Source organism: Rhodococcus sp. IEGM 1366, assembly GCF_033142425.1.
GTDB classification, from domain to species: Bacteria; Actinomycetota; Actinomycetes; order Mycobacteriales; family Mycobacteriaceae; genus Rhodococcus_F; species Rhodococcus_F globerula.
This window is the reverse complement of the sequence record NZ_JAWLRZ010000001.1, coordinates 508,596-534,619: the sequence shown is the minus strand read 5'-3', so window position 1 is coordinate 534,619 and position 26,024 is coordinate 508,596. Positions and strand designations below refer to the sequence as shown.

The 26,024-nt window shown below is 61.5% G+C and carries 20 protein-coding genes and 1 pseudogene; 4 read left to right on the top strand and 17 right to left on the bottom strand.

Translation table 11 applies throughout. The features are described 5' to 3' along the window. The first annotated feature begins 354 nt into the window (after nt 1-354). Nucleotides 355-1,761 (top strand): replicative DNA helicase, encoded by a 1,407-nt coding sequence (gene dnaB / locus R4P64_RS02640; RefSeq protein WP_080711886.1) that lies wholly within the window; start codon nt 355-357, stop codon nt 1,759-1,761. A gap of 194 nt (nt 1,762-1,955) precedes the next feature. Here dnaB and R4P64_RS02635 read toward each other — a convergent pair whose 3' ends face one another. From R4P64_RS02635 to R4P64_RS02590, 10 genes are all read right to left on the bottom strand, one after another. Then, entirely contained in the window at nt 1,956-2,396 is a 441-nt protein-coding gene (locus R4P64_RS02635) for a DUF1931 family protein (protein ID WP_172937240.1), read from the bottom strand. 13 nt (nt 2,397-2,409) lie between these two features. After that, complete coding sequence (locus R4P64_RS02630) at nt 2,410-4,137, bottom strand: FAD-dependent oxidoreductase (RefSeq protein ID WP_045065869.1); 1,728 nt, start codon at nt 4,135-4,137, stop codon at nt 2,410-2,412. Further along, nucleotides 4,115-4,381: a UBP-type zinc finger domain-containing protein gene (locus tag R4P64_RS02625; RefSeq protein ID WP_007735548.1), complete on the bottom strand. Its 267-nt coding sequence runs from the start codon at nt 4,379-4,381 to the stop codon at nt 4,115-4,117. Before R4P64_RS02625 ends, R4P64_RS02630 begins: the two co-directional genes overlap by 23 nt. Next, nucleotides 4,378-4,830, bottom strand: coding sequence for a thioredoxin (gene trxA, locus R4P64_RS02620; protein ID WP_045065867.1), 453 nt, complete (start codon nt 4,828-4,830; stop codon nt 4,378-4,380). The genes R4P64_RS02625 and trxA overlap by 4 nt, the downstream gene beginning before the upstream one ends. A gap of 16 nt (nt 4,831-4,846) precedes the next feature. After that, entirely contained in the window at nt 4,847-7,480 is a 2,634-nt protein-coding gene (gene clpB, locus R4P64_RS02615) for an ATP-dependent chaperone ClpB (protein WP_045065864.1), read from the bottom strand. Beyond that, nucleotides 7,462-7,791, bottom strand: a complete 330-nt coding sequence (locus tag R4P64_RS02610) for a chaperone modulator CbpM (protein WP_045065861.1) — start codon at nt 7,789-7,791, stop codon at nt 7,462-7,464. Before R4P64_RS02610 ends, clpB begins: the two co-directional genes overlap by 19 nt. After that, the gene (locus R4P64_RS02605) at nt 7,788-8,693 is read right to left on the bottom strand and encodes a DnaJ C-terminal domain-containing protein (RefSeq protein ID WP_007735552.1); all 906 of its coding nucleotides are present in this window, start codon (nt 8,691-8,693) and stop codon (nt 7,788-7,790) included. The genes R4P64_RS02610 and R4P64_RS02605 overlap by 4 nt, the downstream gene beginning before the upstream one ends. A 6-nt stretch (nt 8,694-8,699) precedes the next feature. Further along, entirely contained in the window at nt 8,700-9,224 is a 525-nt protein-coding gene (locus tag R4P64_RS02600) for a nucleotide exchange factor GrpE (protein ID WP_045065856.1), read from the bottom strand. Between the two features lie 8 nt (nt 9,225-9,232). Further along, a complete protein-coding gene (dnaK, locus tag R4P64_RS02595) occupies nt 9,233-11,107 on the bottom strand; it encodes a molecular chaperone DnaK (protein ID WP_045065853.1) in 1,875 nt (624 codons plus the stop codon). Between the two features lie 999 nt (nt 11,108-12,106). Next, nucleotides 12,107-13,246, bottom strand: coding sequence for a glutathione-independent formaldehyde dehydrogenase (locus R4P64_RS02590; protein ID WP_045065852.1), 1,140 nt, complete (start codon nt 13,244-13,246; stop codon nt 12,107-12,109). Nucleotides 13,247-13,593: 347 nt separating this feature from the next. Between R4P64_RS02590 and R4P64_RS02585 the strand changes: the two genes are divergently transcribed. Then, a complete protein-coding gene (locus R4P64_RS02585; RefSeq protein ID WP_045065850.1) occupies nt 13,594-13,890 on the top strand; it encodes a putative quinol monooxygenase in 297 nt (98 codons plus the stop codon). A gap of 254 nt (nt 13,891-14,144) precedes the next feature. On the opposite strand, the gene R4P64_RS02580 is transcribed toward R4P64_RS02585, so the two are convergent. From R4P64_RS02580 to R4P64_RS02570, 3 genes and pseudogenes are all read right to left on the bottom strand, one after another. Continuing rightward, nucleotides 14,145-14,618, bottom strand: coding sequence for a hypothetical protein (locus tag R4P64_RS02580; protein WP_233365515.1), 474 nt, complete (start codon nt 14,616-14,618; stop codon nt 14,145-14,147). A gap of 602 nt (nt 14,619-15,220) precedes the next feature. After that, the gene (locus R4P64_RS02575) at nt 15,221-16,015 is read right to left on the bottom strand and encodes a thioesterase family protein (protein ID WP_317819142.1); all 795 of its coding nucleotides are present in this window, start codon (nt 16,013-16,015) and stop codon (nt 15,221-15,223) included. 307 nt (nt 16,016-16,322) lie between these two features. Next, nucleotides 16,323-17,866, bottom strand: a pseudogene (locus tag R4P64_RS02570) (FAD-binding protein). 477 nt (nt 17,867-18,343) lie between these two features. On the opposite strand from R4P64_RS02570, the gene R4P64_RS02565 reads away from it, so the two are divergent. Then, nucleotides 18,344-19,123, top strand: a complete 780-nt coding sequence (locus R4P64_RS02565) for a GntR family transcriptional regulator (RefSeq protein WP_317819141.1) — start codon at nt 18,344-18,346, stop codon at nt 19,121-19,123. Nucleotides 19,124-19,691: 568 nt separating this feature from the next. Further along, nucleotides 19,692-20,684 carry a phosphotriesterase gene (locus R4P64_RS02560; RefSeq protein WP_233365518.1) on the top strand — a complete coding sequence of 331 codons (993 nt, stop codon included), beginning with the start codon at nt 19,692-19,694 and terminating at the stop codon, nt 20,682-20,684. Nucleotides 20,685-20,873: 189 nt separating this feature from the next. Here R4P64_RS02560 and R4P64_RS02555 read toward each other — a convergent pair whose 3' ends face one another. From R4P64_RS02555 to R4P64_RS02540, 4 genes are all read right to left on the bottom strand, one after another. Next, complete coding sequence (locus tag R4P64_RS02555) at nt 20,874-21,299, bottom strand: acyl-CoA thioesterase (RefSeq protein ID WP_033233801.1); 426 nt, start codon at nt 21,297-21,299, stop codon at nt 20,874-20,876. 252 nt (nt 21,300-21,551) lie between these two features. After that, entirely contained in the window at nt 21,552-23,048 is a 1,497-nt protein-coding gene (locus tag R4P64_RS02550) for a DUF6578 domain-containing protein (RefSeq protein WP_317819140.1), read from the bottom strand. 444 nt (nt 23,049-23,492) lie between these two features. Beyond that, on the bottom strand, nt 23,493-24,650 hold the full coding sequence (locus R4P64_RS02545) for a serine hydrolase domain-containing protein (RefSeq protein ID WP_317819139.1): 1,158 nt from the start codon (nt 24,648-24,650) through the stop codon (nt 23,493-23,495). 108 nt (nt 24,651-24,758) lie between these two features. Further along, nucleotides 24,759-26,018, bottom strand: coding sequence for a M23 family metallopeptidase (locus R4P64_RS02540; RefSeq protein ID WP_317819138.1), 1,260 nt, complete (start codon nt 26,016-26,018; stop codon nt 24,759-24,761). Between the last annotated feature and the right edge of the window lie 6 nt (nt 26,019-26,024).

Below are 26,024 nucleotides of genomic sequence, written 5' to 3'. Positions count from 1 at the left end.
TCCGCAACACGCCCGACACGCCGACGCGCCGACTGCGGAGATAGTTTTTTCATCAACAGGTGTGTGAAATTGCACATGTATCTCTAGCTGGGGTTTTATGGGAAACACCAAAAGTTGTCCCCAGGTTATCCCCAGATGGTGCACACAGTTTTTCAGGAGTTTCCACAATTGCTCCACAGATTCATCCACAGGTCCGTTTGTTTGTGGGCTGGCAAGTCCCTAACGTCGTCTCGGCGTCTATCTACCGACCGGTGATTTTCCACCAGCACGATGTCGGTGGGGGCAGGTACAAATAGTGAGGGCCCTGCGTTTTTCTCGCAGTGTCATCGAATGTTTTACGGGAAGGTCTCTCTGATGGCTGTTGTGGATGATCGAGGGCCTTCCGACTACTCCGGACAGGATTACCCGGGGCCGCCCGAGTCCGAGCCCGATCAGGAATTCGGCCGCCAACCACCCCAGGACATGGTTGCCGAGCAGTCCGTCCTCGGCGGCATGCTGCTGAGCAAGGATGCCATCGCTGACGTCCTCGAGGTCCTGCGGCCGGGCGACTTCTACCGGCCGGCCCATCAGTCCGTCTACGACGTGATCCTGGACCTCTACAGCCGCGGCGAGCCTGCCGACCCGGTGACCGTCTCGGCTGAACTGGACCGTCGCGGTGAGCTCCGCAAAATCGGTGGCGCTTCGTATCTGGTGACTCTCACCCAGACAGTGCCCACCGCTGCCAATGCCGCCTACTATGCCGAGATCGTGGCCGAGAAATCGGTGCTACGACGCCTCGTCGACGCCGGCACCCGGATCGTTCAATACGGCTACGCCGGCACCGACGGCCAGGATGTCGCCGAGGTTGTCGACCGCGCGCAGGCCGAAATCTTCGAGGTCACCGAGCGTCGTACCACCGAGGACTTCGTGCCCCTCACCGAACTCCTCCAGCCCACGATGGATGAGATCGACTCCATCGCCAGCCGCGGCGGAATCTCGCTCGGCGTGCCCACCGGGTTCAAGGATCTCGACGAAATCACCAACGGTCTTCACGCTGGTCAGATGATCATCGTTGCGGCTAGACCTGGAGTCGGGAAATCCACCCTAGGAATGGATTTTTTGCGTTCCTGCTCCATCACCCATGGCATGGCCAGCGTCATGTTCTCCCTGGAAATGAGCAAAACCGAAATCGTCATGCGTCTGCTCTCCGCCGAGGCAAAGATCAAGCTCGGTGACATGCGTTCCGGCAAGATGACCGACGACGACTGGACCAAGCTCGCGCGTCGTATGAGTGAGATCAGTGAGGCGCCGCTGTTCATCGACGACTCCCCCAACCTTACGATGATGGAGATTCGCGCAAAAGCTCGGCGGCTCAAGCAGAAACACGATATTCGCCTGATCGTCATCGACTACCTGCAGCTGATGAGCTCGGGTAAAAAGGTCGAATCGCGTCAGCAGGAAGTTTCCGAATTCTCCCGTAGCCTAAAGCTTTTGGCGAAGGAGCTCGAAGTTCCGGTTGTCGCAATCTGTCAGCTCAACCGTGGTCCTGAGCAGCGAACCGACAAGCGCCCCCAGGTTGCCGACCTTCGTGAATCGGGCTCGCTGGAGCAGGATGCCGATATGGTCATCCTGCTGTACCGCCCCGATGCGACTGAGCGCGACGATCCTCGCGGCGGTGAAGCCGACCTGATTCTCGGTAAGCACCGTAACGGTCCGACCGCCACAATCACTGTGGCGCACCAACTTCACCTGTCCAAGTTCGTGGACATGGCGCGAGGCTAGCAACTGCCTGTCGAGATGCAGCGAAGTTAACAAAGTGCGACGCTAGATTAACAAGGGTTTCGACCGAAGCAAGCCCCTGAACTGCGTATTTTCATCTCTGCTTCAGGAAGCGTGGTGTCGACAACCGTGGTTCGTGATTCCCGACCACGGTGTGGTGTCCCGGCGATCTACTGGTTCGCCGGGACGGGTGGTAGTCACAGCAGTAGGTGGAAGATGTCGAAGGCGACGGTCCATTGGGCTGTGCCGGGGTTCTTGCGGTCCGGTTCGACCGTGGCGAAGGTATGCGCCAGCGCTACGCTCAAGCCTCCTGCGATCAGCGGCAGTCGTTGCTCGGTCTCTTCCGAGAGGGCCACGTCCAAGGGTGGGTGGGCCGTGAGCTGATCGAGCAGCGGCTGAAGTTCGATCTCCTCGTCGAGTTTTTCGAACCGGTGGATGCTCTCCTGTAATCCCTTGGTGATCGGCAGGTCCCACGGTTCGATCACGTCGCGCAAGTTTGCTTTTGCGGAGGCTTTGCCGATCAGGAGCACGTCGTAGATCTTGTCGTCGATGAAATCGGTATAGCGCTTGAGGTCGTTCCGGTCGACCTGCAGTCCAGCTGCTGCCCTGAAGAACCGCTGGAATTTCACGGTGCCCATTACTGGCATGTCGTCAGCTCCTTTCGAAGTATTCATGGATTTGGCGTACGGCCATCGCTCCTTCACCGACGGCGGATGCGACTCGTTTCACCGAGCCTCGGCGGATGTCGCCCGCCGCGAACAGGCCGGGCAGGCTGGTTTCGAGCGTCCTGGACAGGCCATCGCTGATCGGCAGGTTGCCGTCTGCTCGGGAGTGGATCGCGTCCATGCCGGTGAGGACGAAGCCGTGGTCGTCGAGTGCGATCGCTTCGGCCAGCCACCCGGTGTGCGGTACTGCCCCGATGAAGACGAACAGGGCGCGCACCCGGATCGTGTCCTGCTCGCCGCTGCGATTGTCCTCGACCGCAATTTCGTCGAGGTATTTCTCGCCGTGGACCGCACGAATCTCGGTGTTCCGGTGCACGGTTACGCGCGGGTGGTGTTCGATCTGGTCGACCAGGTAACGGGACATGCTCTTTCCGAGGTCATCGCCGCGGATGAGCAGGTGCACGTGTGAGACATGCTCGGCGAGGAAGACGGCAGCCTGGCCGGCGGAGTTGCCGCCACCGACGATGGCTATCGGGTCGGTGCCGCATATCCGCGCTTCCTGGTGGGTTGCGGCGTAGTACACGCTCGTTCCTTCCAGCGCCTCGATCCCCTGAACGGCCAACTTGCGGTATCGCGCCCCGGCGGCGAGCACAACGGCCCGGGCGTGAACCGTGCCGCCGTCCGCCAGTCGGAGCACATGGTTCCCGGCGTCGGATCCCAAACCGGTCACTTCTGCCGACACCAGGATGCGGGCGCCGAACTTCCCGGCCTGAAGCACGGCTCGCTCGGCCAATTCGGAGCCGGAGACCCCGGCGGGGAAGCCCAGATAGTTCTCGATCCGGGAGGAGGTACTGGCCTGGCCGCCCGCGGCGATCCGCTCCAACGTCACCGTGTTCAACCCGTCCGAGGCGCCGTACACCGACGCGGCCAGACCGGCCGGTCCGGCACCCACGACGACGAGGTTGTATACGTCCTTGGCTGCGTCCGCGACGGATGCCGGGACGGCAAGCCCGACGACGCGTGCGAGTTCCGCATTCGTCGGATTGCGCAGCACCTTCTCGCCGTGCCAGATCACGACGGGTGTGTCCTCGGGGGCGACGTTCAGGCTGCGTAGCAGCTGCTCCGCCCGTTCGTCCTGCTCCAAGTCGAACCACCTGTGGGGCAAACGATTTCGCATGGCAAACTCGCGAAGCCGCAATGTATCGGGGGAGAAACAGGAGCCGATGATCCGGAACCCCGAGCCGAGCCCGATCAGCAGGTGTCGACGCACCAGGTAGGCGCGCAGGATCAGATCGCTGAGCACGGGATCGTGGGTAATCAGCTCGCGCACCTGCTCGGCCGGGACGACGAGTATCTCGCCGTCCTCGATCGCTTCGGCGGTGAAGAACGCCACCTGGCCTTCCAACAGTCCGAGTTCGCCCAGGAAGCGCCCGGGCCCGTGGACGCGCAGTATCCGGCGCTCGCCGTCCCCGTCGCCCTCGTCGACGACTGCGACCTTGCCGGAAAGGACCACGACGAAATCGTTGCAGGGCACGCCTTCTCGGATCAGCACCTCGCCGGCGCGAACCGACCGACGCGAGCCTCCGAGCTCGAGCGTCGCGACCTGGTCGTCCGTCAGACGCGGGAAAGCACCCTCCTCGTCCGCGGTCTCGTCGTCGACCGGCGGACTGTCCCCAACGGGTGAGGCGCGCTCAGACGAAGTTCTGGTCGACATAACACCACCGCCAATCTTCACCGGGCTCCATCGACTGGACGATCGGATGGCCGATGGCGTGAGCGTGAGCACTCGCGTGCCTGCCCGGCGAAGAATCGCAGCAACCGACGTGTCCGCACGTCAGACACAGCCTCAGATGCACCCACGGGGTGCCGAGGCGAAGACATTCCTCGCAACCCTGCGGGGTACGGGGCACCACGGCCCGGATCGCGGTTACATGTGGGTCCGCGTGGACAGGACTCATGACTTCGCCTCCTCGCCGGCATTTTCCGAGAGCGCCTGATCGAGCCACGTGCGCAACTGGGGCACGGGAGCCGCGCCCGACTGACGAGCGAGAACCTCACCCCGGTCCATCACCAGCAGAGTCGGCACGGCGCGGACGGTGAATCGTTCGGCCGTCCGGGGTGCGGCATCCACGTCGACCTTGACCAGCTTGATCTGGCCGGCGTGTTCTCTGGCGAGCTGCTCGAGCGCGGGGCTGACCATGCGGCACGGGCCGCACCACGTCGCCCACAGATCCACGAGCACAGGCACCGAGGATTTTTCGACGATCTCCGCGAAGTCGCCGTCTCCCGCTGCGGCGATCCAGGGCAGCGGCTCGTGGCAGTTCCCACAGCGAGGTCTTCCTTCCCCTGCTGCCGGGATGTTGTTGGTCTTGCCGCAGTTCGGGCACTTCACCTTTTCGGATCCCATGACCAGTTACCTCTTCTCAGGCCGCCGCGAAGGCGGGTTCGGCATACGCGACGGCAAGCTCGCCGCCGTCCACCGTGACGCTGATGGTGCCGTCCGGTTTGATCTCGCCGCGCAACAGTGCACGGCCGATCTTGGTTTCAACCTCGTGTGCGATGTATCGGCGCAGCGGCCGAGCACCGTAGACAGGGTCGAACCCGTGTTCGGCGATCAGTCGGCGCGCCTCCGGCGTGATTTCCAGGTGTATCTGCCTCTCCGACAGCCTGTTTCGCAGGTCGGTGAGTTGCAGTTCCACTATGTGCTCGATCTGGGGCAGGGTGAGTGGGGAGAACAGCACGATGTCGTCGACCCGGTTGAGGAATTCGGGGCGGAAGTGCCCGCGCAGTTCTGCCATCACCCGTTCCCTGGCATCCGGCTTGATTTCGCCGTCGACTGTGACCCCCTCGAGGAGATGTTGGGATCCGATGTTGGAGGTCATGATGATCACCGTGTTCCGGAAATCGACTTGCCTCCCTTGAGAATCGGTGATCCGGCCGTCATCGAGCACCTGCAGCAGGGTATTGAAGACGTCGGCGTGGGCCTTCTCGATCTCGTCGAAGAGCACCACGGAGTACGGCTTGCGCCGCACCGCCTCGGTGAGCTGGCCACCTTCGTCGTACCCGACGTACCCGGGAGGTGCACCGATGAGCCGACTCACCGTGTGCCGCTCCTGGTACTCGCTCATATCGAGGCGCACCATGTTGTCTTCGCTGTCGAATAGGGCGCTGGCCAACGTCTTTGCGAGCTCGGTCTTTCCGACGCCCGTCGGGCCCAGGAAGATGAACGAACCGATCGGCCGACGCGGATCACGGATACCGGACCTTGCCCGGATCACCGCGTCCGCGACCAGTTGCACCGCCTCGTCCTGACCGACGACCCTCTCGTGGAGGATCTCGTCGAGCTTCAACAACTTCTCCCGTTCGCCTTCCTGCAGCCGGGCGACCGGGATGCCCGTCCATGCGGCCACGATCTCGGCGATCTCGTCTTCGGTGACCACTTCACGTAGCAACGGATTTTGGCCCTGTCTGGTGGTCAGTTGCTCCTCCGCCGCCTCTAGCCGGCGTTCCAGCTCGGTAATCTCGCCGTATCGCAACTCGGCTGCCCGATTGAGGTCGTAGTTGCGTTCGGCTTCCTCGGCTGCGAGGCGCAACCGTTCCAGATCTCCTCGCAGCTCCTGCACCCGCCGGATTGCCTGCCGTTCCGCCTCCCATTGAGCGTGCCGGGCGTCTGCCTCGGCCCGCAGGTCGGCCAGCTCCTTGCGCAATTCTTCGAGGCGCGCCTTGCTAGCCGCGTCCGTTTCCTTGGACAGTGCGGCCTCTTCGATCTCCAGACGGGTCACCTTCCGGGTGAGCTCGTCGAGTTCGGCGGGCATCGAATCGATTTCGGTACGGAGCCGAGCGCACGCCTCATCGACGAGATCGATCGCCTTGTCCGGAAGGAATCGGTCGGTGATGTATCGGTGCGAGAGGGTCACGGCGGCCACCAATGCACCGTCCTGAATCTTCACGCCGTGGAACACCTCGAGGCGTTCGCGAAGTCCGCGCAGAATCGAGATCGCATCCTCGGCGCTGGGCTCGTCGACGAGAACGGTCTGGAATCGACGCTCCAGTGCCGCATCGGATTCGATGTGCTTGCGATACTCGTCAAGAGTGGTGGCACCGATCATGTGCAGTTCGCCGCGGGCGAGCATCGGTTTGAGCATGTTGCCGGCGTCGAGAGACCCCTCGCCGCCTACTGATCCTGCGCCGACCACGGTATGCAACTCGTCGACGAACAACAGGATGCGCCCCTCGGCCGCCTTCACCTCGGACAGCACGGCCTGCAGCCGCTCCTCGAACTCGCCGCGGTACTTCGCACCGGCCACCAGTGAACCCATGTCGAGCGAGAAGATCGTTTTGTCGCGCAGGCCCTCGGGCACGTCGCCGCGGACGATCCGTTGGGCGAGACCCTCGACAATCGCAGTCTTACCTACACCGGGGTCGCCGATCAGCACCGGGTTGTTCTTCGTTTTCCGGCTCAAGATCTGAGTTACCCTGCGTATCTCGGCATCCCGGCCGATGACCGGATCGAGTTTGCCTGCCCGCCCCTCGGAGACGAGGTCGCGCCCGTACTTCTCCAATGCCTCGTACGCCCCCTCCGGGGTCGCCGACGTGACACGCTGATTGCCGCGCACTTTCGTCAGCGCTGTGAGGAAGGCGTCTCGTGTGACCCCATGACTGGCGAGGACCCGCCCGGCCGCACTTGCCGACCCTTCCTCGGAGAGGGCCATCACAAGATGCTCCACCGACACGTAGGAATCCTTGAGTCTCTTCGCCTCCCGCTCTGCGGCATCGAGCAGCTTGGCCAGACGCTGGGTGATCATCACCTGACCGGGAGTTGCGCCGGGGCCGCTGACCTTCGGCCTACGCGACAGTTCACGATCCAGATCGGATCGCAGTGCGTCGACGTTCGCGCCGGCCTGTTCGAGCAGTCGGGGCACCAACCCATCCTGCTGATCGACCAATGCGAGAAGCAGGTGCTCTCCGTCGACCTCGGTGTGGCCCATTCTGGTTGCAACATTCTGGGCTTCCTGCAAGGCTTCTCGTGACTTTTCAGTCAAGCTGCCGGTGTCCATGAGGACGTCCTCCTTCTGCGGGCCGCTGCTTCGAGTCTTTCGATTCGATCCAGCAGATCGAGCACGAGCCCGATTGCCGAGTAGTTAAGGCCCAGACCCGTCCGCAGCCGTTGGATGCGTGCGGCGTGGGTTACTTCGGATGGGTCGAACGACATCTCACCGCCGGCGTAGCGGTGGGCGTCGAGCAGTCCGAGAGCCACGAGTTTTCGTGCCAGATCCGGGTGCAGCCCAGTACGTTCGGCGAAGGCGTCTGGCGACAATCCGGTACGGCGAACCAATACGTACTGAGTGATCGGCGTTGAGGTGCTCATGTCTCTTTCCTCGGATTGAAGTTCGATTCGGCGCCCAACTGCTCGAACAGTTCACGTTCGCGTGCTGTCGGTTTCGACGGAACCATCACCTTGATTTCGGCGTAGAGGTTGCCGTTGGCACCGCGCGGATTGGGCATTCCCTCTCCGCGCAGGCGCAGCTTCCTACCAGTCGAAGAGCCAGGCACCACTTTGACTTTCGCCTCTCCACCCGGTGTGGGAACGACGACTGTCGACCCGAGAACCGCCTCCCATGGCGATACGGGCAGATCGACGTAGATGTCCCGACCCTGCACGCGGAACCGTGAATGCGGTTTGATCCGCACCACGAGGTACAGATCCCCAGGCGGCGCGTCACCGTTGCCTCGGCCTCCTTGCCCGGCCAACCGGATTCGCTGGCCGTCCAGGACGCCGGCTGGAATGTCGACGTCATACTGCCGTCCGTCCAGTCTGAGAGTGCGTTTTCCGCCCTGATAGGCCTCTTCCAGAGCCAGTTCCAGTTCGGCTTCCTGATCGGCGCCGGGAATCGGTCCGAACCCACCGCCTCCGCCGAACATCTGCCCGAAGAGGTCTTCGAAGTCGACGGCACCCTCACCACCGACACCGTGGCCGAAGTGCACCCTTCTCCCGCCACCGCCGTACCCGGCGGCGTTTGCCCGCACCCGTTCGTCGTAGTCCTCGGGTACATGCCGGAAGTCGTCACCGAATCGGTCATAGCGTTTCCGGGTGTCCGGGTCGGACAACACCTGATAGGCCTCGTTGACCTCCTTGAACCTGTCCTCCGCAGTGGGATCCTTGTTCACATCGGGGTGGTACTTGCGGGCAAGCTTGCGGTACGCCTGCTGAATTTCGTCGGTGCCGGCGCCCTTCGGTACGCCGAGTACTTCGTAGTAGTCACGGGCCATCGGTGCTCACCCCTCTGGGCGGCTGACGACCACCGCGGCGGGCCGCAACTGTCGCCCGTCCTCTCCATAACCCGGGCGCAAGACCTCGACCACGGTCCCGGACGGAAGGTCGGGTTGGGTTACCACACTGACCACTTCGTGGAGTTCCGGGGAGAACGGCACACCGACCTCGTCGTGGCGCTCGAAGCCGAGTCGTGAGAGCACCTGTACCGCCTGGTCCCGGATCGCCTTCACACCTTCGACGACGGCCTGCGGATCGCTGCCTGCGTGTGCAAGCGCAAGCTCCAAGTTGTCCAGTATCGGCAGCCACGCCGCCGAAACCTTCGCTACTTCCGCGGCGCGTTCACGGTCCAGATCTTTGGCGTATCGCTTGCGCAGGTTGTCCAGATCTGCGAGGGCCCTGCGCCAACGGTCCTCGAGTTGGGACAGCTCGTCTGCCGTCTCGGCGCGATCGGACGCGGTCTTGCTCTGATCCGTGTCGGCGCTGTTGGTAGTCGGCTCAGTCGTCGAATGATCTGCAGACATTTCCATCGTGCGCCTCAGCTTCGATCGAATTCGGCGTCGATCACGTCGCCGTCATCCGACGACGCAGCATCAGCGCCGCCTGCTTGGCCGTCGTCCGACTGGTCCGGCACAAGTCCGTAGAGCAGCTGTTGCAGCTCCGAGGTGAGTGGCTGAACCTCCGCGGGTGAAGCGCCGTCCTGCACGGCCTTTCGGGCGTCGGCAATCAGCATCTCGGCCCGCGCCTTCTCATGCGGCGGGGCACTGTCACCGAGTTCGGCGAGTCGCCGCTCCACTTGATACGCAACCGAATCGAGCCCGTTGCGCGCGTCGACCGCCTTGCGCAGCGCCTCGTCCTCACCCCGGTTCCGTTCGGCCTCCGCCAACATGCGCTCGACCTCACCCTGATCCAGGTTGCCCTGTTCACTGATCGTGATGCTCTGTTCCTTGCCGGTGTCCTTGTCTCGAGCGGTGACGTTCAGGATGCCGTTGGCGTCGATATCGAAAATAACTTCCACCTGGGCCTCGCCACGTGGCGCGGGGCGGATGTCTTCCAGCCGGAACCGACCCAGCACCCGGTTGTCGGCGGCACGTTCGCGTTCGCCTTGCAGCACCACGACGTCCACGGCGGACTGATTGTCTTCCGCCGTGGAGAACACTTCGCTGCGCCGGGCCGGGATCGTCGTGTTGCGCTCGATGATCTTGGTCATCACCCCGCCCTGCGTCTCGACGCCGAGGGACAGTGGGGTGACATCGAGTAACAACACATCGGAAACCTCGCCCTTGAGCACGCCCGCCTGGACTGCGGCGCCGAGTGCAACGACCTCGTCCGGGTTGACGCCCATATGGGGGTCCTTACCGCCGGTCAGCCGGCGAACCAGTGCCTGAACAGCCGGAATACGTGTCGAACCGCCGACCAGGATCACTTCGTCGATGTCGTTGGCGGCGACCTTGGCATCACTCATCGCCTGCTTCACCGGGCCGAGGCAGCGTTCCACCAGATCCGCAGTCAAATCATCGAACTTCGATCGCATGATCGTAGTGGTGAGATGCTTGGGACCATTCGCGTCGGCGGTGACGAAGGGCAGGTTGACCTGGGCCTGGGTCACTGAGGACAACTCGACCTTGGCTTTCTCCGCGGCTTCGAACAGTCGCTGCAACGCCTGTGCATCCTTACGCAGATCGATGTTCTCCGTGCTCTGGAATTCGTCGGCAAGGTAGTCCACTATGCGTCGGTCGAAGTCGTCGCCGCCCAAGTGGGAGTCGCCGGCCGTGGAACGAACCTCGACTACCCCCTCGCCGACGTCTAGCAGGCTCACATCGAAGGTTCCGCCGCCGAGGTCGAAGACCAATACGGTTTCGTGGGTCTGTTTGTCCATGCCGTACGCGAGTGCCGCAGCGGTCGGTTCGTTGATAATCCGCAAAACCTCGAGGCCCGCGATACGGCCGGCGTCCTTGGTGGCGTTTCGTTGCGCGTCGTTGAAGTAAGCAGGAACGGTGATGACCGCTTCCTTCACCTTCTCACCGAGGAACTTGCTCGCGTCGTCGACGAGCTTGCGCAGCACGAGAGCGCTGATCTCCTCTGGTGCGTATTTCTTGCCGCGCACGTCAAATCGGGCCTCACCGTTGTCACCCGGTACGACGTCGAAGCTGACCGCTTTGGCCTCCTCGGAGATCTCGTCGTAGTGACGTCCGATGAAGCGTTTCGCCGAGTAGATCGTGCCCTTCGGATTCAAGATCGCCTGCCGTCGGGCAAGCTGGCCCACCAGACGCTCACCGTTCTCGGTGAACGCCACCACCGAAGGCGTCGTCCGTGCTCCCTCTACATTGGAGATCACCACCGGCTCGCCGCCTTGCCAGCTTGCGATGACCGAGTTGGTTGTGCCCAAGTCGATGCCTACAGCAGTTGTCATGACTCATTCCTTTCGATCGCCTGGCCGGTGAGCAAGTGCACGGTTCCGCCCGCGACCTCGATGTCGGCAAGGACTTCGTGGTGACCTGGTTTCAATGACTGGATTGAGGACTGGATTGCAGACTGGATTGAGGACTGGATTGAGGTGAATCACGCTGCCTGCTCCTGCATCCCATGCAGGAGCGGGCCGAGCAGGTCGCCGACAACGGCACCCGACGCCAATTCATGGACGACGGGCGTGAGGCCCAAGAGCAGCCGCAGCGGGGATTCTGAGCTTTGACATCACGCCCCTCAGCGTTGATGTTGTGGGGTTCGCCGGGCCTGTGCGTACCGACAGGGCCGACCGCCGGTCAACCGGTTGAGCTCACGAACGGCCCAGCCATGATGAGTCTTTTCGTCCATCTAAAGGGCGCCAACAACATTCGCCTGATAGGTGGGGTGCAACAGGGCAGTGGCGACCACACCTGCCCTTGGTCGAAGATGCCCGCCGGAACCCGATCGAGGCGGCCATCGCACGAAACTCCGAGTATCGGCCGCTACACGAAAACTCGAATGTCGGCCGCTACTGCGGTACGTCCACACTACCGCGGCGCATCCACAAGTAGAACTCCCTTTGTGAAAGATCTTCGCAGCCAGTGGGCAGTAGCTTCGTTGAACCTGGACGAGATTCATTGTGGCTCTGTCGAATTTCGTTGTGGTAGAGAGGCAATGACCTACATCTCGACGGTTCCAGCTGGTTACGAGTGGGGGCGACAGCTCGCGTGCTGCACAGATCAACATCCAGTTCTGGGACTGATCAGCAGGCCACATGATCGGGAACGCTTGCAATTCAACAAGTTTCGATCACCGCGCATGATCGGGACTTACGTGGGATCTCGTCTGTTCCTGTGCGACATCGTTTGGCAGGAACTCGGTCGAGGGTCGGTTTGCTCTCTCCCCCGTCGTGGCGCAGGTGTGCCAGGTCTGGCCGTGGTTGTGTTTGTCTCGGTCCGGAGCCGCCTCAGGGATGCAGGATGACTTTGGTCCAACCGTCGTCGCGGGCGTCGAAGTGCTGGTAGCCGGACTCGGCCTCGGTCAGCGGGAGCTCGTGAGAGACGATCCAGGAGGGCTTTGCCCGGTCTTCGTGGATGAGGTCGCGCAACTGCCGGTTGTAGTGTTTGACGTTCGCTTGTCCGGTGCCGATCTTCTGGCCCTTGAACCAGAATTTGCCCATGTCGAAGGCGATCTTGCCGTTGCGCTCGAGTTCGTCGGGGCCGTTCTGGTCCTGGGGCAGGAAGATGCCGACCACCCCGATGTGGCCGGTGAAGCGCACCGAATCCACGAGCCGGTTCATCGTCATAGCGGCGTCCTCGTGACCTTGCGGGTCGTGTGCCTGATACCCGACACACTCGCACCCCTTGTCGGCGCCGTGACCGTTGGTCTGCTCGAGGACCTGCTCGACGGGGTCGCCCTTCGAGTCGTCGATGGGTACGACGCCGATCTCTTCGGCCAGGCGCAGCCGGTCGGGGTGACGGTCGACGATCATCACCTTGCTCGCTCCCTGGATCATCGCCGAATACGCGGCCATCAAACCGACTGGGCCAGCGCCGTAGACCACCATCGAATCGCCGGGTTGCATGTCGGCCAGGCGGGTGCAATGCCATCCGGTCGGGAAGATGTCCGACAGCATCACGTAATCGGTTTCCTTGTCTTGGGCATCCTCGGGCAGTCGCAGACAGTTGAAGTCGCCGAACGGCACCCGCAGATATTCCGCCTGTCCACCCCAGAACGGACCCATCCCCGCGAAACCGAATGCGGCACCGGCCATCTTCGGATCGGGGTGCACCGTCAGACAGAACGCGGTCAACCCTTCCTCGCAGTTTCGGCAGAAACCACAGCCGATGTTGAACGGCAGACACACTCGATCCCCGGGCGATACTTTGACCACCGCATTGCCCACTTCGGCGACAATGCCCAAGTTTTCGTGACCGAGGACCATTCCCGGCTCCAGATCGGTGCGGCCCTCGTACATGTGTAGATCCGACCCACATATATTGGTGCTCGTGATCTTCACCAGCACATCTGTCGGTGCCTCGATCCTCGCGTCGGGCACATCCTTCACACGAACCTCACGAGGCCCGTCGTACACAAGCGCTTTCATGGCGACACTCCCTTAGCTGCGGCATTTCCGGTTGATGTCGTCCGGTCACAGGTGATTACGCGTGAGCGACCGACCGAATGAATCGTGCTGTTCGGGGTAGGCCCACGGCGCACGGAACTCAAGACCGTGCCAAAATATCGGCGCACCAACATTTTTCCCGCCGCGGCCCGCAGCTGAGGCTGTATTCCAGGCGTCGCATTCCCTCACCATGGAGTCTCCTCTTTCGGCTCCACGATCGCTAGGGGGCGGGATCGGTTTTCCTCGATCGGTGGGCTCGGGTTCCTTCCATTAGCCCATGGATGGTGTGATGCTTGACAGTGTTCACCACCTCGAAGAGGAGACTCGACATGGCCACCAAGGCGCTGCTGGTCCGACTTGAAGCCAAGCCCGGCAAGGAAGAAGCGGTCGAGGAATTCCTCCGATCGGCACTGCCGCTCGTCGAACAGGAGCCAGGCACGAAACCCTGGTTCGCGGTGCGGTTCGGGCCCTCGTCATTCGGCATCATCGACGCATTCCCCGACCAGGCCGCCCGCGAGACACATCTCAATGGTCCGGTCGGCAAGGCCCTCGGCGAACGCGCCGACGAACTCTTTGCTGCGCCGCCCGAAATCAGCCATCTCGACGTTCTCGCTGAAAAACTCTGAACCACCGACTGGAAAAATCCCTGTCGGCGACTGTCACTCTTCTGCTGTGAATACAGTTGTGCCACAGCCGTACCCGATTCACGAGAGCCTGCCGGCGTGCGCGGCTGTGGCGTACTGTCCGTCGCTCACTTTCTCGTTTTATTGCAAAGTGTTTCGAGTTTGAACTGACCTGCCTGGAAAGTGAAGCAGGACTTCTCGTTTCTGGAGGAGAGCTTAGTGGAGCACCACGGATCATCGAGCACGGACGATCGGTGCTAGTCCTGTTGGAATAGGTGGTCATAGCCGATGGCGAAGGTGAGGTCGGATGGATTCACCATCACCGTGCGCCGGTCACCGACCTGGGGTCGCACGCTACCTGTGGGCACCTCGCAGTCAGCGTCGAACGTGTCGAAACCCGGGCCGCTGATACGGACGGTCAGTTCGGCGGTGTCTTGGCCCTCATCGCTGTCTCGGATGCGGTTGACGGCGAGGATTTCTGCGGTCGCTGCGATCCCGGCTGCCTGGAATCGCTTTTCATCCCAGCGCCACCCGTAGGTACTGACTGCAAGCCCGATTCCGATCGGGAAGGTGAAGACTCCCCACCACAGGCCGGTCGCGAGTGAACCGTCGATCAACCCGGCGATCGGCCCGGCCAGGATGAGGCCACCGGCGATCGAGTACGTCATCATCCCGGCGGTGAAACCGATGAGTTCGACCTGTTGCGGTTCGTTCGTGTTCTTGGTGGACACCTAGAAACCTTATGTGAAGGGGTGGGTTCTGGGTGGCTGTTTTAGGGTTTGAACTGTGGTGATGACAATTCCCTGGGTGGTTGTAGGGGTTTGGGGCGCCGGCGAATTGAGGGGCCGACGGTTGGGGCCGCGGAGGCTCCGGCTTGGCAGTGTGGGGGAGTCGTGCGCGCCCGGCGGAGCGGTGTGAGTCCCGATTTGGGTTAACTTGAATATTGTTGCAGTAGTTTCGTTTTCGTCGTTGGATGTTATCTGATTGTTTTGCTTAGCGGTTTTTATCGGCAGTCACTCCCGGGTGGATCGACCACTGGTTAATCCTGACACTCCGTGCCTCATTGATTGCTCCGTCCTAACGGATTCATCACGTCGGGTCCAGGGAGAGTGGTCAGCGTTGACCGCCTGCTGCTGGGATTGTTCTCAGCTATGGACAAGGCCATCTTTGCCCGGAATTTCGCCGACAACTGTCGCGGAATTTCTCGAAAGTCGCGGGTCGATCGGACTAGCAGACCCGGAACTTACAACTGCCTTGCCGCCGCTGGAAAATTTCCGGTGTGCGTTGCTGCCGAGTGCGTCGGACCTCCACCACGTTGGTGGACGATGACCTCTTAAAGTGGAGAAAAAGCAGCGAAGTCGATCTGCCGGCGAGCGTTGGACAGCGCAGTGACCACGCAGGTGCCGAGCGGGCCGGTCCTGTCGTAGAGGGTCGCAGTACCGATCGAAATTTCTTCGGAGGCAACAGTATTGTCTGCGCGAATACCCAGTTCGTAACCGAGAGGCAGTCGCGACAACGTGAGGGTCATGTCCGCATTGATGTACCCGGCACCCTCGGATCCCCAATGGCATATGAGGTTTGCGGTGTCACCGAGCACCGCGGCGCGTTGGAACGGCGAGATCGGTTCCCCGTCCACGAGCGCAGGCAGGCTGTGCCACGCATTTTTGCGGTCGCCATTCTGATTCGTCGCAAAATCGTGTGTCCACTCACGGTCGCTACTCTTGAACAGCGGCGGCGACCCCAGCGGCGAAACGCATCCTTCCGGAGGCACCGGAAGGTCCAGTACCGGACTCCAGACACGACCGGCCGGCTCCGATCCAGTAGTCAGGAACACCACCGAGGCTCGTGCCCGCACTTGCTCGTCCTGCACGATGAAAGCATCCGCGGCGGTGATTCGTGTGCCTTGGCGGACAACCTCGCTGCGTACCTCGATCGGGGCAGTCGAGACCGGCTTGAACAAGTCCACTGTCAGCCGGGCCGGAACGAAGCCGGTCGGACAGTGAGTCTCGAGCTGGCGAGCGAGTAAACCACATACGGCATGACCGCCGACCTGGGTCGGTGCCCAGGCGCTGACCGCCAACTGCTCCGCTATGAGTAGCTCCCCGCGTTTGGTGAAGAAACTGACCATCGTTGCCGACTTCCTTTTCAGTTCATCTCGTCTGCTCGAATATTTCGAAATGTAACATGTTCTAGTTTATTCTGGGTGAATATCGGTTGCGATACCGATTCCAGGAAGGACGAACAGTGTTATGAGACAATGCTTTCAGCGTGAACACCCACCACGAGCTCGCCGGCCTCGCCTGTGTACTGGCCGTCCTATCGACGCTCCTGTGATCATGTGGCGCAGGTTTCGTTCGCAGATTGCTGGGGTCGCGACGTTTGCGGCCCCAGCGCGTTCTCATTCGAAATGGTTCAGTTGGCGGAGGGATCCGTTCTCAAGCTTGACGGCCGACCATGTCGAGAGCGGCGAGGTGACTGAAGAGCATGCTGGTTCCGATCGGGTTTCCGCCGCCGGGATAGACGGTGCCGCTGGGTGCGGCCATCGTGTTGCCTGCCGCGTAGAGGCCCTTAATCGGATTGCCGCCGGTGTCGAGTACCCGCGCTGCGGTGTCGGTCCGTAGCCCTCCCTTCGTGCCGAGGTCGGAGATGCCGAAGGTGGCTGCGTGGTACGGGCCGAGGTCAATTGCCACCAAGGGTGATTCACCGTTCGTGAACGCACGGTCGTAGGCCTTGTCGCCGCGGCCGAAGTCTTCATCGACACCCTTGGCGACCATTGCATTGAACCGGGCAACGGTCGTGACCAGGTGATCGGCTGGCACACCGATCTTTTCGGCCAGTTCCTCGAGGGTGTCAGCTGTGTGCCAGAGGCCGGCCGCCTCGTACTTCTCGGTCTCGACCATGGAGACGTTGGTTGCCCGAACCGGTGGACGCTCGCCCTCCTTGTTGTCGTAGATCATCCAGTACGGCAGGGTGATCGAGCCATCCTCCATCTGGTCGATGACATCACGGCCGAGGCGGTCGTAGGCCGACGACTCGTTGACGAACCGCTCACCGTCCTGATTGACAAAGATGCCGCCGGTGAACCACAGTGCAAACACCGAGCGGCCGTCCGGATGAGTCATCCCCGGAGCCCACCAGGCTTCACTCATCAGGTCGATGTCGGCACCGACTGCCATTCCAGCCTGGTGCGCCGCGCCGAGGTTGCCCCGGGGGCTCACGGTGTCGCGGGCGGTGCCGGGCACACCGTATTTCAGGCGAAGCTCATCGTTGCACTCGAAGCCGCCGGCCGCGAGCAACACGCCTTTGCGGGCCCGGATGGCGCGGCGCTCGCCGTGGTGATCGACATTTGCGCCGACGACAACACCCTCCTCGACTACGAGCTCGACAAGTGGTGTGTTCAAACGCAGGTCGGCGTTCGGATACTTCGCAATTGCTTTGAGGAGTCGACCGATGAGCGACTGGGCCCCGACCAGCATGTCGGGTAGCGGAGCCCCGAGACGTTCCGTGTCGAGAGGTCCTCGCATGGACGCGCGGAGGTCTGCCACCTCTACTGCCGGAATCGGCGTCGGGACGATGTGTCGCTGGCCGTCGAGTCGGGCCTTCGGCGCTTTACCGAAATAATCAGGCCACGGCCGCATTTCGAACTCGAGGTTCTCATCCTGTTCGAGGTATTCGATCAGCGGTGCTCCACCCCGGACGTACGTGTCCTGCAATTCGCGCGGGGTGCGGTCGCCAACTACCGCGTGGTAGTACTCGAGCGCGTCTTCGATCGTGTCGTCAGTGCCGGCACGCTGCAGGACGGGTTGCATGGGAACCACACACCGCCCCCGCCGGAGTAGGCGGTGGTGCCCCCGAACTTGTCGGTGGCCTCGACCAAGAACACCTCGAGTCCTTCTCTCGCCGCGGTATATGCGCCGGTGAGGCCGCCGCCACCCGAACCCGCTATCAACACGTCGCATTCTTCGTTCCAGTTGACCATCGTCACTGTCCTTTCGATTGATACTGATTTTGATGGAAGAGGGCCAACGCCCCGGGTGTTGTGTCGACAGGCGAGGAGCGTCTCAGCGCATCGGTTGGGAAACCGTCGCAGAAGAGTTCATACAAGAAGATGAATTGCATGCCATGGCAACCCCGCCAAAACTCTATAGAGAATATCTCTCGGAAATCGTTGTGTCGCAGTCAAATTTCTCGGCAGATGGGTTCACTTCCTGCAGCGCCTCACGCCGACAATAGGTGATCACACCTATTGCGACAAGCGAACTCCGAAGCGGCATGGGAATGCTCAGTGCGCTGCGCCGAACAGTTTCGGCGTATCGGCGAAACTGAGAATCAAAACACCAGCTCGCAGCGTTATGAAAAATACATCAACGGCGTAATATGCTGGGCAACAATATAATTGAAAATCTGTACTACACTTCGTCGAGACTCGTCAGAGTTGGAGCGCGAGGTAGGTTGGATGAAGGCAAGACCTGATTCGGTTCGACGAACAAGGGATCTTCTCCGGGCAGCGGTGCTGCGTGGAGATTTCGTCGACGGCATCCTTCCGGGCGAGCGCGAACTCGTAGGTTCCTATTCGGTGAGCCGGGGGATCGTCCGCGAAGTTCTGACGCTCCTTCGGGACGAAGGGTTGATCGCACGGACTCAGGGCGTGGGGACACACGTCGTCGCCCCTACCGCTCACAGGCGACTCGAAGACATTCAAGGCATCGCAGAATTGAAGAGCGGCAATCACTTCAATGGGAGGTTGCTTCTGACATCCTTCGAGAGCACAGTGATCTCAGCGCCCGCTGCTGCATCGAGGGCGCTCGAGGTGGAAACCGGCACACCGTGTTTGCGCGTGGACTACGCGGCGGGCACGATCAGTGGAGACGTAGACGCTGCGGCCACCAACTACGTTTTGTTCCCGGAAGCGCAGCGATTGATCGACACTCCCTTCGTAGTCGACTGGTATGCCTACCTCTCGAGTGCCGGAGTGAAAATCGGCGGGTCCGATTTCACGGTCAGTGCGGTGCTCTCAGATGAAACTCTGGCGTCGGTATTGAGAACCACCGAGGGGGCGCCCTTGCTGTTGTTGGAACAAACCATCCGAGACGTGTCAGGGCGAATCTTCAACTACGCAATTGCCCATGCACGACCCGATCGCCTGCGGGTTGTTTCCCATTCCGTGCGGGGCGCAGCGACTTTCGACAGGACAGCTGTCCCTGAACGAGGCGAAAGACCGAACCGAATCCAGTGACTGCCTAAGTGTGTGCGATGGCCGTGCTGAGACCGGCCGTCGTCGCGGGGTGCCAGCTGAGGCGTCGTGCGACCTGGTGGTCACCAACCTCGACGGTGGCGTTCGGGCGCGCCCCCGGCAAAAGCGTTCAAGGCAGTTGGTTGATGCTCGGACCGGCCGGCCTAGCGGCATGTTCTCACTGAGTGAGACCTGGGACACCCTGGTATGCGTTGGATCGTAATCATGACGCAGACGGATCGCCAGTGTCTGTGCGAATGGCGGTGTTTCGGCTCGTTATGTACTAGTTCATGGAGACTGATGCTGCTGTCCATGTGTGCGCGGTGGTTGTAGTTACGGATCGGATGTGGCCGACTCGCTGCTGCCAGGCCCTTCCTGTTGGATCCGCCGTCTCGATAGCACAAAAATGTGAAAACCGCTCCGGCACAGCGGAACCCGCATTTTGCTCCCAGGTCTGGACGAAGTTTGCGTTCCTTCGCCTTGTCTCCGGTGAAACAAACACATGCACAAGTATTCAATCCTGCACTTGAAATGAATAGGTGCGGCGTAATTCCCCGATGAGGAGTCAGAAATGGCACAGGTTGAGACCGTTCGAGGTTCGATTGATACGTCCGCGCTCGGACGAACCTATATGCACGAGCACATCTTCATTCTCAATACAGAGATGCAACAGAACTTTCCAGAGGAATGGGGAGACGAAGACGATCGCGTCGCGGACGCGGTCGCGAAGTTGCGGGCCCTGGCGGCGCAAGGTGTGCAGACAATTGTAGATCCAACAGTGGTGGGACTGGGCCGTTACATACCGCGGGTCCAGCGTATCGCCGAACAGGTACCCGAGTTGAACATTGTGGTAGCCACTGGCTGCTACACCTTCACCGACGTCCCGTTCTACTTCCAACATCGGGGGCCGGCACTCAATGCAGTGATGGGCGCGGAGGTTCCTGACCCGATGGTCGATCTTTTCGTCAAGGACATCACCGTGGGCATTGCCGACACCGGAGTCCGTGCCGCATTGCTCAAGTGTGCGATCGATGCTGAAGGGCTCAGGCCGGGTGTGGAACGGGTAATGCGCGCAGTGGCGAAGGCGCACCACCTGACCGGCGCCCCGATTACGGTGCACACTCATCCGGAGAGTAAGACGGCCCTCGACGTCAAGCGAGTGATGTGTGACGAGGAAGGCGTCAAGCCCGAGCGGATTGTGTTGGGCCACAGTGGCGATAGCACGGATCTAGATCATTTGACTGAACTGGCGGAGAGCGGATTCATACTAGGAATGGATCGATTCGGTCTCAACGTCAATGTCTCTTTCGAAGAGCGGGCGGACACGCTGGTCGAGATGTGTCGACGGGGGTACGCCGAGCAGATGGTGCTCTCGCACGACGCGAACTGCTTCTTCGACTGGATGGACCCTGCGCTCAAGGACATGATGCCGGGGTTCGACTACCTGCATATCGAAAAGGAGGTCCTCCCGTACGTGCGTGAGCAAGGCGTCACCGAGGAGCAGATCACGGCGATGTTGTTCGAAGTTCCCCGCCGCTACTTCGAGAACGTCAGCACTTACTAGAGTGAGTTCTCGCGCCGCCGTACTTCTGGGCGAAGACGCTACGTCAGCCCGGAAGTATCGACGCGGCACCGTCAAGTTGTTGAGATCACCTGAGCGGCGACGATGCGGTGGTGTCGTAGATGTCGCTGAAAGTCATTGTCTGGGCGTGCCTCGTGCGATTCGCAACCGGGCTCAACGATGATGCGTGGGTCAGTCTTCGGTGGTCCACGCCGAGAGCGCGGCCCGCTCGTCCGCGGACAGGCGACGCAGCGTACCGGCGTCAGGGTCGGCGAACGCGAGTTGGGTTGTGGCGGTGACCGCGGGCTTCGAGTCCGGCGCGGCGTGTGCGGAACGAACCTCGTAGCGGAGGGTGACATCGACGGCGCGGAGCTTCTCGATCCACATGGTGACCGCGAGTGGGCTGTCGGAGTGCTTGAGAGGGGTGCGGTACCGGACCTCGATCCCGGCGACGACGGACGTCTCGAAAAGGTGCGCGATCTCGGGGCCGGCGGAGAGCAGAGAGTCGATGCGGGCTTCCTCGAGGAGCGTCACCATGCGGGCGTGGTTGACGTGTTTGAAGATGTCCATGTCGGACCACCGGACGATGACATGTGAGGTGTAGGTGCGGGCGGTCATCGGTGGAAATCTCCTCGGCTCGTGGTGAGGTTGTCATTGTCGCAGGGCGGATGGCTTCTGGTGGAGACTTGCCCAGCCAGGCTTCGCGAGCCGTGATCCGATCAACGTCCGCTAGATCAGTGCGCCGGAATGCACCCAAGCACTCTCAGGGAGGCGCACCCCGCCATCCGGGAACGACTTGTGTGCAGAATTACCCACACACGCCGGCTAGGGTCCGGATCGGACACCTTCACCGATGTGGAAATATTGCCGCTACGGGTGGTCGAGTAGCGCCGCGACATCCAGCGGATTCGGCCACTGCATGGATTGCTCAGGAAGGGACTGCAAGCCGTCGGCGATGATCCACACTGTGCCCGTTGCGTCGACCGTGATTGCCGGTCGGATTGCGAAGATCGGTGCGCTTTTCACCGGTTCGAGGGTGGCGGCATCCAGGAGCGTGAGCAGTCGATACCGTCGTGTCGGATCACAGTCACCCGGCCGCTGTCCGATCGGAGAGGCGTCGCTCGATGGATGAGCCACCGTACAGACATAGGTGCCAACCTGCTTGACGTGGAACGGTTCCCAACCGAGATCGTACTCGTCGCCCAGTGACAGGTCGGGAAGGATCGTCGACGCCGTACCGTGATTGAACAGCCGCAGCGGGGATCCAGCGAGGAAGAGACGCTGCCGACGCGGGCCTGGAACCGATGACAGGACGGGCCCTGTGGTGACGTCACCAGCAGTGGTAACCCGCATCAGCCGTCTGCTCGATTCTCGATCGGATACTCTCGCCTCGAGTAGTACGAGAAACGAATCACCCTCTACAGCAATACTGTTGACGTACTCGTCCGGAGCCTTCACTGCAATCGGATCCGCCCCCGGTGTGTGCAACCACCACCGTCCGCCCGGTGAGCAGGCCAGCAAGATTTCCCCGACGACAGCACCGGCGTGTACCGGGACGTCGCTGACGCGGCAAGGTTCGAATCCTGTTGTGCATTGATAGGTTCCGTCTGTACCGGCCACCCAGCATCCGCCCGGGGTGGCCCACACGTGCCGTGAGACTCCGATGGGCCCGGGTAGGACATGTTCGGTGGCAACATGTTCGGAGTCGATACTGGCCACGATTGGGAGTCCACTGTCGACCGTCCACAGCACATCTCCCGCCGCACTCACATCACCCGGAACGAAACGCGGCCGAACATTGTGGGGTGGGACGTCGTCGAGGTCGAGTTCGATCCATGCCCCGCTTTCGCGATCCACCTCGTATACGTCGTCACGCATCGACTCCTCTCTGTCGAAGAACCGGGGCGATTCAGTGACGTCGCGCAGTGAGCGGTGTCCTGGCACGATCGCCCACCTGTGACTGTCGGGTTCTCGCCGGTATCGCAAGCTGAGCAACTGGACCCGCGCCACACGGCCACGCACTCGTGAAGTGATCTGGTGACTCAGCGTTCCGTAGAAGCGGCCGGTCAGCTCTACGTGGCCGGAGCGCGGGTGAAATCCTCGCCACGACGCCTCCCACCCGTCACCGCGTAGCACCCCGCTCCATTCCCAGCGGCGCGGTGAATCCTCCTCCGTGTACTGGAAGATCGGGGGATGCCCATCGGCTATGAGGACCGCACGAATCGTTACGGCGTCGATGTTCTCGGCCGGGAGTTCCGTGAAGTGAAGTGGGAAGTCGAGCACCATGCCGATCTTCGGTGGCGGTATCTCCCCATCTTCGATGGCGAGTCCTTCGATCTGCACGGCGAGCGTGCGGTGGCGGCTCATGCGCCTTTCGGTGAAGTCATAGCGTCGACAGTACCCAGCGTCAATCGGCGCGTAATGACTGGCGACATAATTGCCCCAGTAGCCTTGTGCCATGAGTGGGCCGTATATGGGAGACCGCTGGCGCTGCCCTTTCTCCCGGTCGTCGAGCATATGAGCAATCTGGCTGACGCGGCTTCGTTCTCCGTGCAGACGAACACGGGTAGACCGTTGAGCTTCGCACCGGATTCGGTGGCTGACGTCGACGTCTTTCTCGGCGAGATCGCCATCGAAGTTGAGGGCAGCGACGAGCTGGCGGAGTTGATTTTCAAACTGGGTGGCTGGCCAGTCGTGAAACTGCCTTCGGGGTACTACGCGAATCCGATCGACAAGGCTTTCAAGCGCGTGGATAACGGGTCCCAGGACAGCCTTGTGTCGTTCTGGACGGCAGCTGTTGGTGTCTGGGAACTACTTGTCCTGCACCGGAATCGCCCGCGAGATCAGCTCCGAGATCTTTGTCGCCGGCAACTCCCCGTCCGGTGCCTGCGTGATGTTTGTCAGGACAACGATGATCGTGCCGTCTGATTCTCGACGCGTCGTTTGGGTTTGGTAGCCGCTGATATGGCCCTGGTGTCCGGTGAGTCCGTTGAGCTTCGCGATGCCCATTCCGTAGGGCATCGCTCCGCCGGTGACGAAGTCGAGTCGTTCTTCTTGCATTTCGGGATCCAAGAGATCCCCGGCAACGAGGGCGCGGCCCCAGATCGCCATATCGTCGGCAGTGCAAATGGCTTCGCCCGCACCGAATCCCCAGGAGGGATTGGAGTTCGTCACATCGATCAAATCCGGTTTCGGTGCCGGCGGGCTCGGGTTGTCCCACTCAGCGCCGTACTGATAGCCGCGGCTGTACGGGACGGAAAGCGTCGAATCTTCCTGCGCCGGCATCGAACAGCCGGTCATCTGCAAAGGGCTGAAGATGCGATCCTGCACGAGGGCGCCAAGTGAGGCACGGCCGTGCTGTTCGGCGATAAGGGCGAGCATCACGTAGTTGGTGTTCGAATAATCCCAGCCCGCCCCTGGCGCAAACTCGGCCGGTTGACCGACCGTGGTAGCGAGGAGTTCCTCCGGACTCCACACTCGTGCAGGATTGTTCGCAAGATCATTCAAGAATTGGTCGGGTGTATAGGTGGGGATGCCCGACGTCATGTTGAGTGCTTGCCTGATGGTGGCACCGTTGGTATCAAGCGTCGGAAAGTAGGGTGCCAGTGCATCATCGAGTCCGAGCTTGCCCTCTTCGGCGAGCTGTAGGACCACCGTCGCGGTCAGTGTCTTACTGATACTCCCGATCCGAAAGTGGTTCTCCACCTTCATAGGTTCGTTCGTGTCGATATTTGCAACGCCTGCCGCAGCCTTGTAGGTGCCTCGATCGGGACTGGCGACAATGGCAACCAATCCAGGTATCCCCATTTCCTCCATCTGCTCGTTGATGACGGGTAGCACCGCGGACTCGAGCGAGGTTTGTGCAGAATCGGATTCCGTTGATGTCGAATTGGTTTGGCTGGCTTCTCCGCTCGCGCAGGCTGTCAGCGTCACCATCACAATCACGAGTGTCGTGGCTGTGAGTTTCATGGCATCTCCCTGAAGTTGACGACGTCGTCGTTGAGCGGAAGTTGGTTGTTCGTTCACCGGCATTCGGCCCCGTCACGAAAGCGTCTGTTGCAGTGCATACTCGGAGCATCAGGCAGCGGGCGGAAAGTCGACGATGGTGGAATACAGAGGGAGCTGATTCTCGCGCTCTCCGGCATCGGGACCCTCCGAGACATTGACGAAAATGCCTTCGCCGGTAGAAGAAGCCTCCACGCCTACGGCTCCGACAAACGTGAACCGGTCGATCTCGTATGGGACGTTGTCACCCGACAGCGGTAGCGGCGCTCGGGACACGTGAAAGTGGAGGTGCGGCGCAGTCGTGTTCCCTGAGTTGCCGAGTTTGCCGATTACCTGCCCTCTGGTGACCGTGTCACCGACCTTTACCGACGCGCTACCCGGGATCATGTGCGCGTAGAAGGCGAAGTTCCCGTCACCGATGTCGATAATGACGTAGTTTCCGGCCAACTGATCAACGGCCACGCCCTCCGGAAGGATCTTGGGCGGAACATCCGGCATGTCTGACACCACGGTCACGACCTTGCCGTCGGCCACGGCCAACAGTTCGGCGCCGTATCCGGAGTAGTCCTCATTGCGGGTTCCGTCGCCGACGGCGACTGCGTTGGCCTGATTGGTTTGCATCCAGTCGATGGCATAGCGCTCGGCGCCGTTCATCCTGCCGCCCAACGCCATCACTACACCTCGGTGCGCATTCATTACGCAACAGCTGTTGTCGGCAATCCAACCATCACCGGCAACCGGCGGCCCGATGACGACGGGCGAGGCCCCACTTGTACGAACCGTCCCGCCGATCTGGGTAGTGCTGTCCGGGTACAACGCGCCGTGTGCTTCCGATCCAGGCGTCGCCGCGCCGAGCGTGGCGCTGATGCGGTGTGTCACTTCGGTCGGAACATCGTCGCGGCTGTCGTAGACGTCATCGAGAAGGAGCACCACCGTGCGACCCGCGGCTATGTCGCCGGACGCCGGCGGAAACTGGAGAGTCCGTGCTGCCACCTCTGCTTGTCCTGCGGTGGTGACGACCTTGCCGTCAGGCCCGTCGGCGAGGGTCTCGACCTGCGTGATCGTCACCGGGCGAGGTGTGACGTTGAGCAGCTGGATCTCGTAGGCCACATGAGCTTTCCCGTCGGTGCCGGTGACCGGAATCGGATCCGGTCCGAGAGTGTTGATCACCAACGGCGTCGCCACATCTTTGTCGAGGGGAGACCCGGGCGGAACCCCGCCGCGAGGATCGACGGTCGATGTCGAAGCTGTCGTCGAGTCGGTGGAATCGATTGATGAACATGCCGCCAGCAGGGCTGCACATGCAACGAGAACTATTGGGGCCCTTCGCATTGTCCG

Excerpts from the sequence above, each read along its gene's own strand:
- R4P64_RS02560 (WP_233365518.1), top strand. The coding sequence starts at position 19,692 with ATGGCACAGGTTGAGACCGTTCGAGGTTCGATTGATACGTCCGCGCTC.
- trxA (WP_045065867.1), bottom strand. The coding sequence starts at position 4,830 with ATGGGATCCGAAAAGGTGAAGTGCCCGAACTGCGGCAAGACCAACAAC.
- R4P64_RS02600 (WP_045065856.1), bottom strand. The coding sequence starts at position 9,224 with ATGGAAATGTCTGCAGATCATTCGACGACTGAGCCGACTACCAACAGC.
- dnaB (WP_080711886.1), top strand. The coding sequence starts at position 355 with ATGGCTGTTGTGGATGATCGAGGGCCTTCCGACTACTCCGGACAGGAT.
- R4P64_RS02610 (WP_045065861.1), bottom strand. The coding sequence starts at position 7,791 with ATGAGCACCTCAACGCCGATCACTCAGTACGTATTGGTTCGCCGTACC.
- R4P64_RS02555 (WP_033233801.1), bottom strand. The coding sequence starts at position 21,299 with ATGACCGCCCGCACCTACACCTCACATGTCATCGTCCGGTGGTCCGAC.
- R4P64_RS02550 (WP_317819140.1), bottom strand. The coding sequence starts at position 23,048 with ATGAGCCGCCACCGCACGCTCGCCGTGCAGATCGAAGGACTCGCCATC.
- dnaK (WP_045065853.1), bottom strand. The coding sequence starts at position 11,107 with ATGACAACTGCTGTAGGCATCGACTTGGGCACAACCAACTCGGTCATC.
- R4P64_RS02565 (WP_317819141.1), top strand. The coding sequence starts at position 18,344 with ATGAAGGCAAGACCTGATTCGGTTCGACGAACAAGGGATCTTCTCCGG.
- R4P64_RS02585 (WP_045065850.1), top strand. The coding sequence starts at position 13,594 with ATGGCCACCAAGGCGCTGCTGGTCCGACTTGAAGCCAAGCCCGGCAAG.
- R4P64_RS02540 (WP_317819138.1), bottom strand. The coding sequence starts at position 26,018 with ATGCGAAGGGCCCCAATAGTTCTCGTTGCATGTGCAGCCCTGCTGGCG.
- R4P64_RS02545 (WP_317819139.1), bottom strand. The coding sequence starts at position 24,650 with ATGAAACTCACAGCCACGACACTCGTGATTGTGATGGTGACGCTGACA.
- R4P64_RS02605 (WP_007735552.1), bottom strand. The coding sequence starts at position 8,693 with ATGGCCCGTGACTACTACGAAGTACTCGGCGTACCGAAGGGCGCCGGC.
- R4P64_RS02625 (WP_007735548.1), bottom strand. The coding sequence starts at position 4,381 with ATGAGTCCTGTCCACGCGGACCCACATGTAACCGCGATCCGGGCCGTG.
- R4P64_RS02635 (WP_172937240.1), bottom strand. The coding sequence starts at position 2,396 with ATGGGCACCGTGAAATTCCAGCGGTTCTTCAGGGCAGCAGCTGGACTG.
- clpB (WP_045065864.1), bottom strand. The coding sequence starts at position 7,480 with ATGGACACCGGCAGCTTGACTGAAAAGTCACGAGAAGCCTTGCAGGAA.
- R4P64_RS02590 (WP_045065852.1), bottom strand. The coding sequence starts at position 13,246 with ATGAAAGCGCTTGTGTACGACGGGCCTCGTGAGGTTCGTGTGAAGGAT.
- R4P64_RS02575 (WP_317819142.1), bottom strand. The coding sequence starts at position 16,015 with ATGGTCAGTTTCTTCACCAAACGCGGGGAGCTACTCATAGCGGAGCAG.
- R4P64_RS02630 (WP_045065869.1), bottom strand. The coding sequence starts at position 4,137 with ATGTCGACCAGAACTTCGTCTGAGCGCGCCTCACCCGTTGGGGACAGT.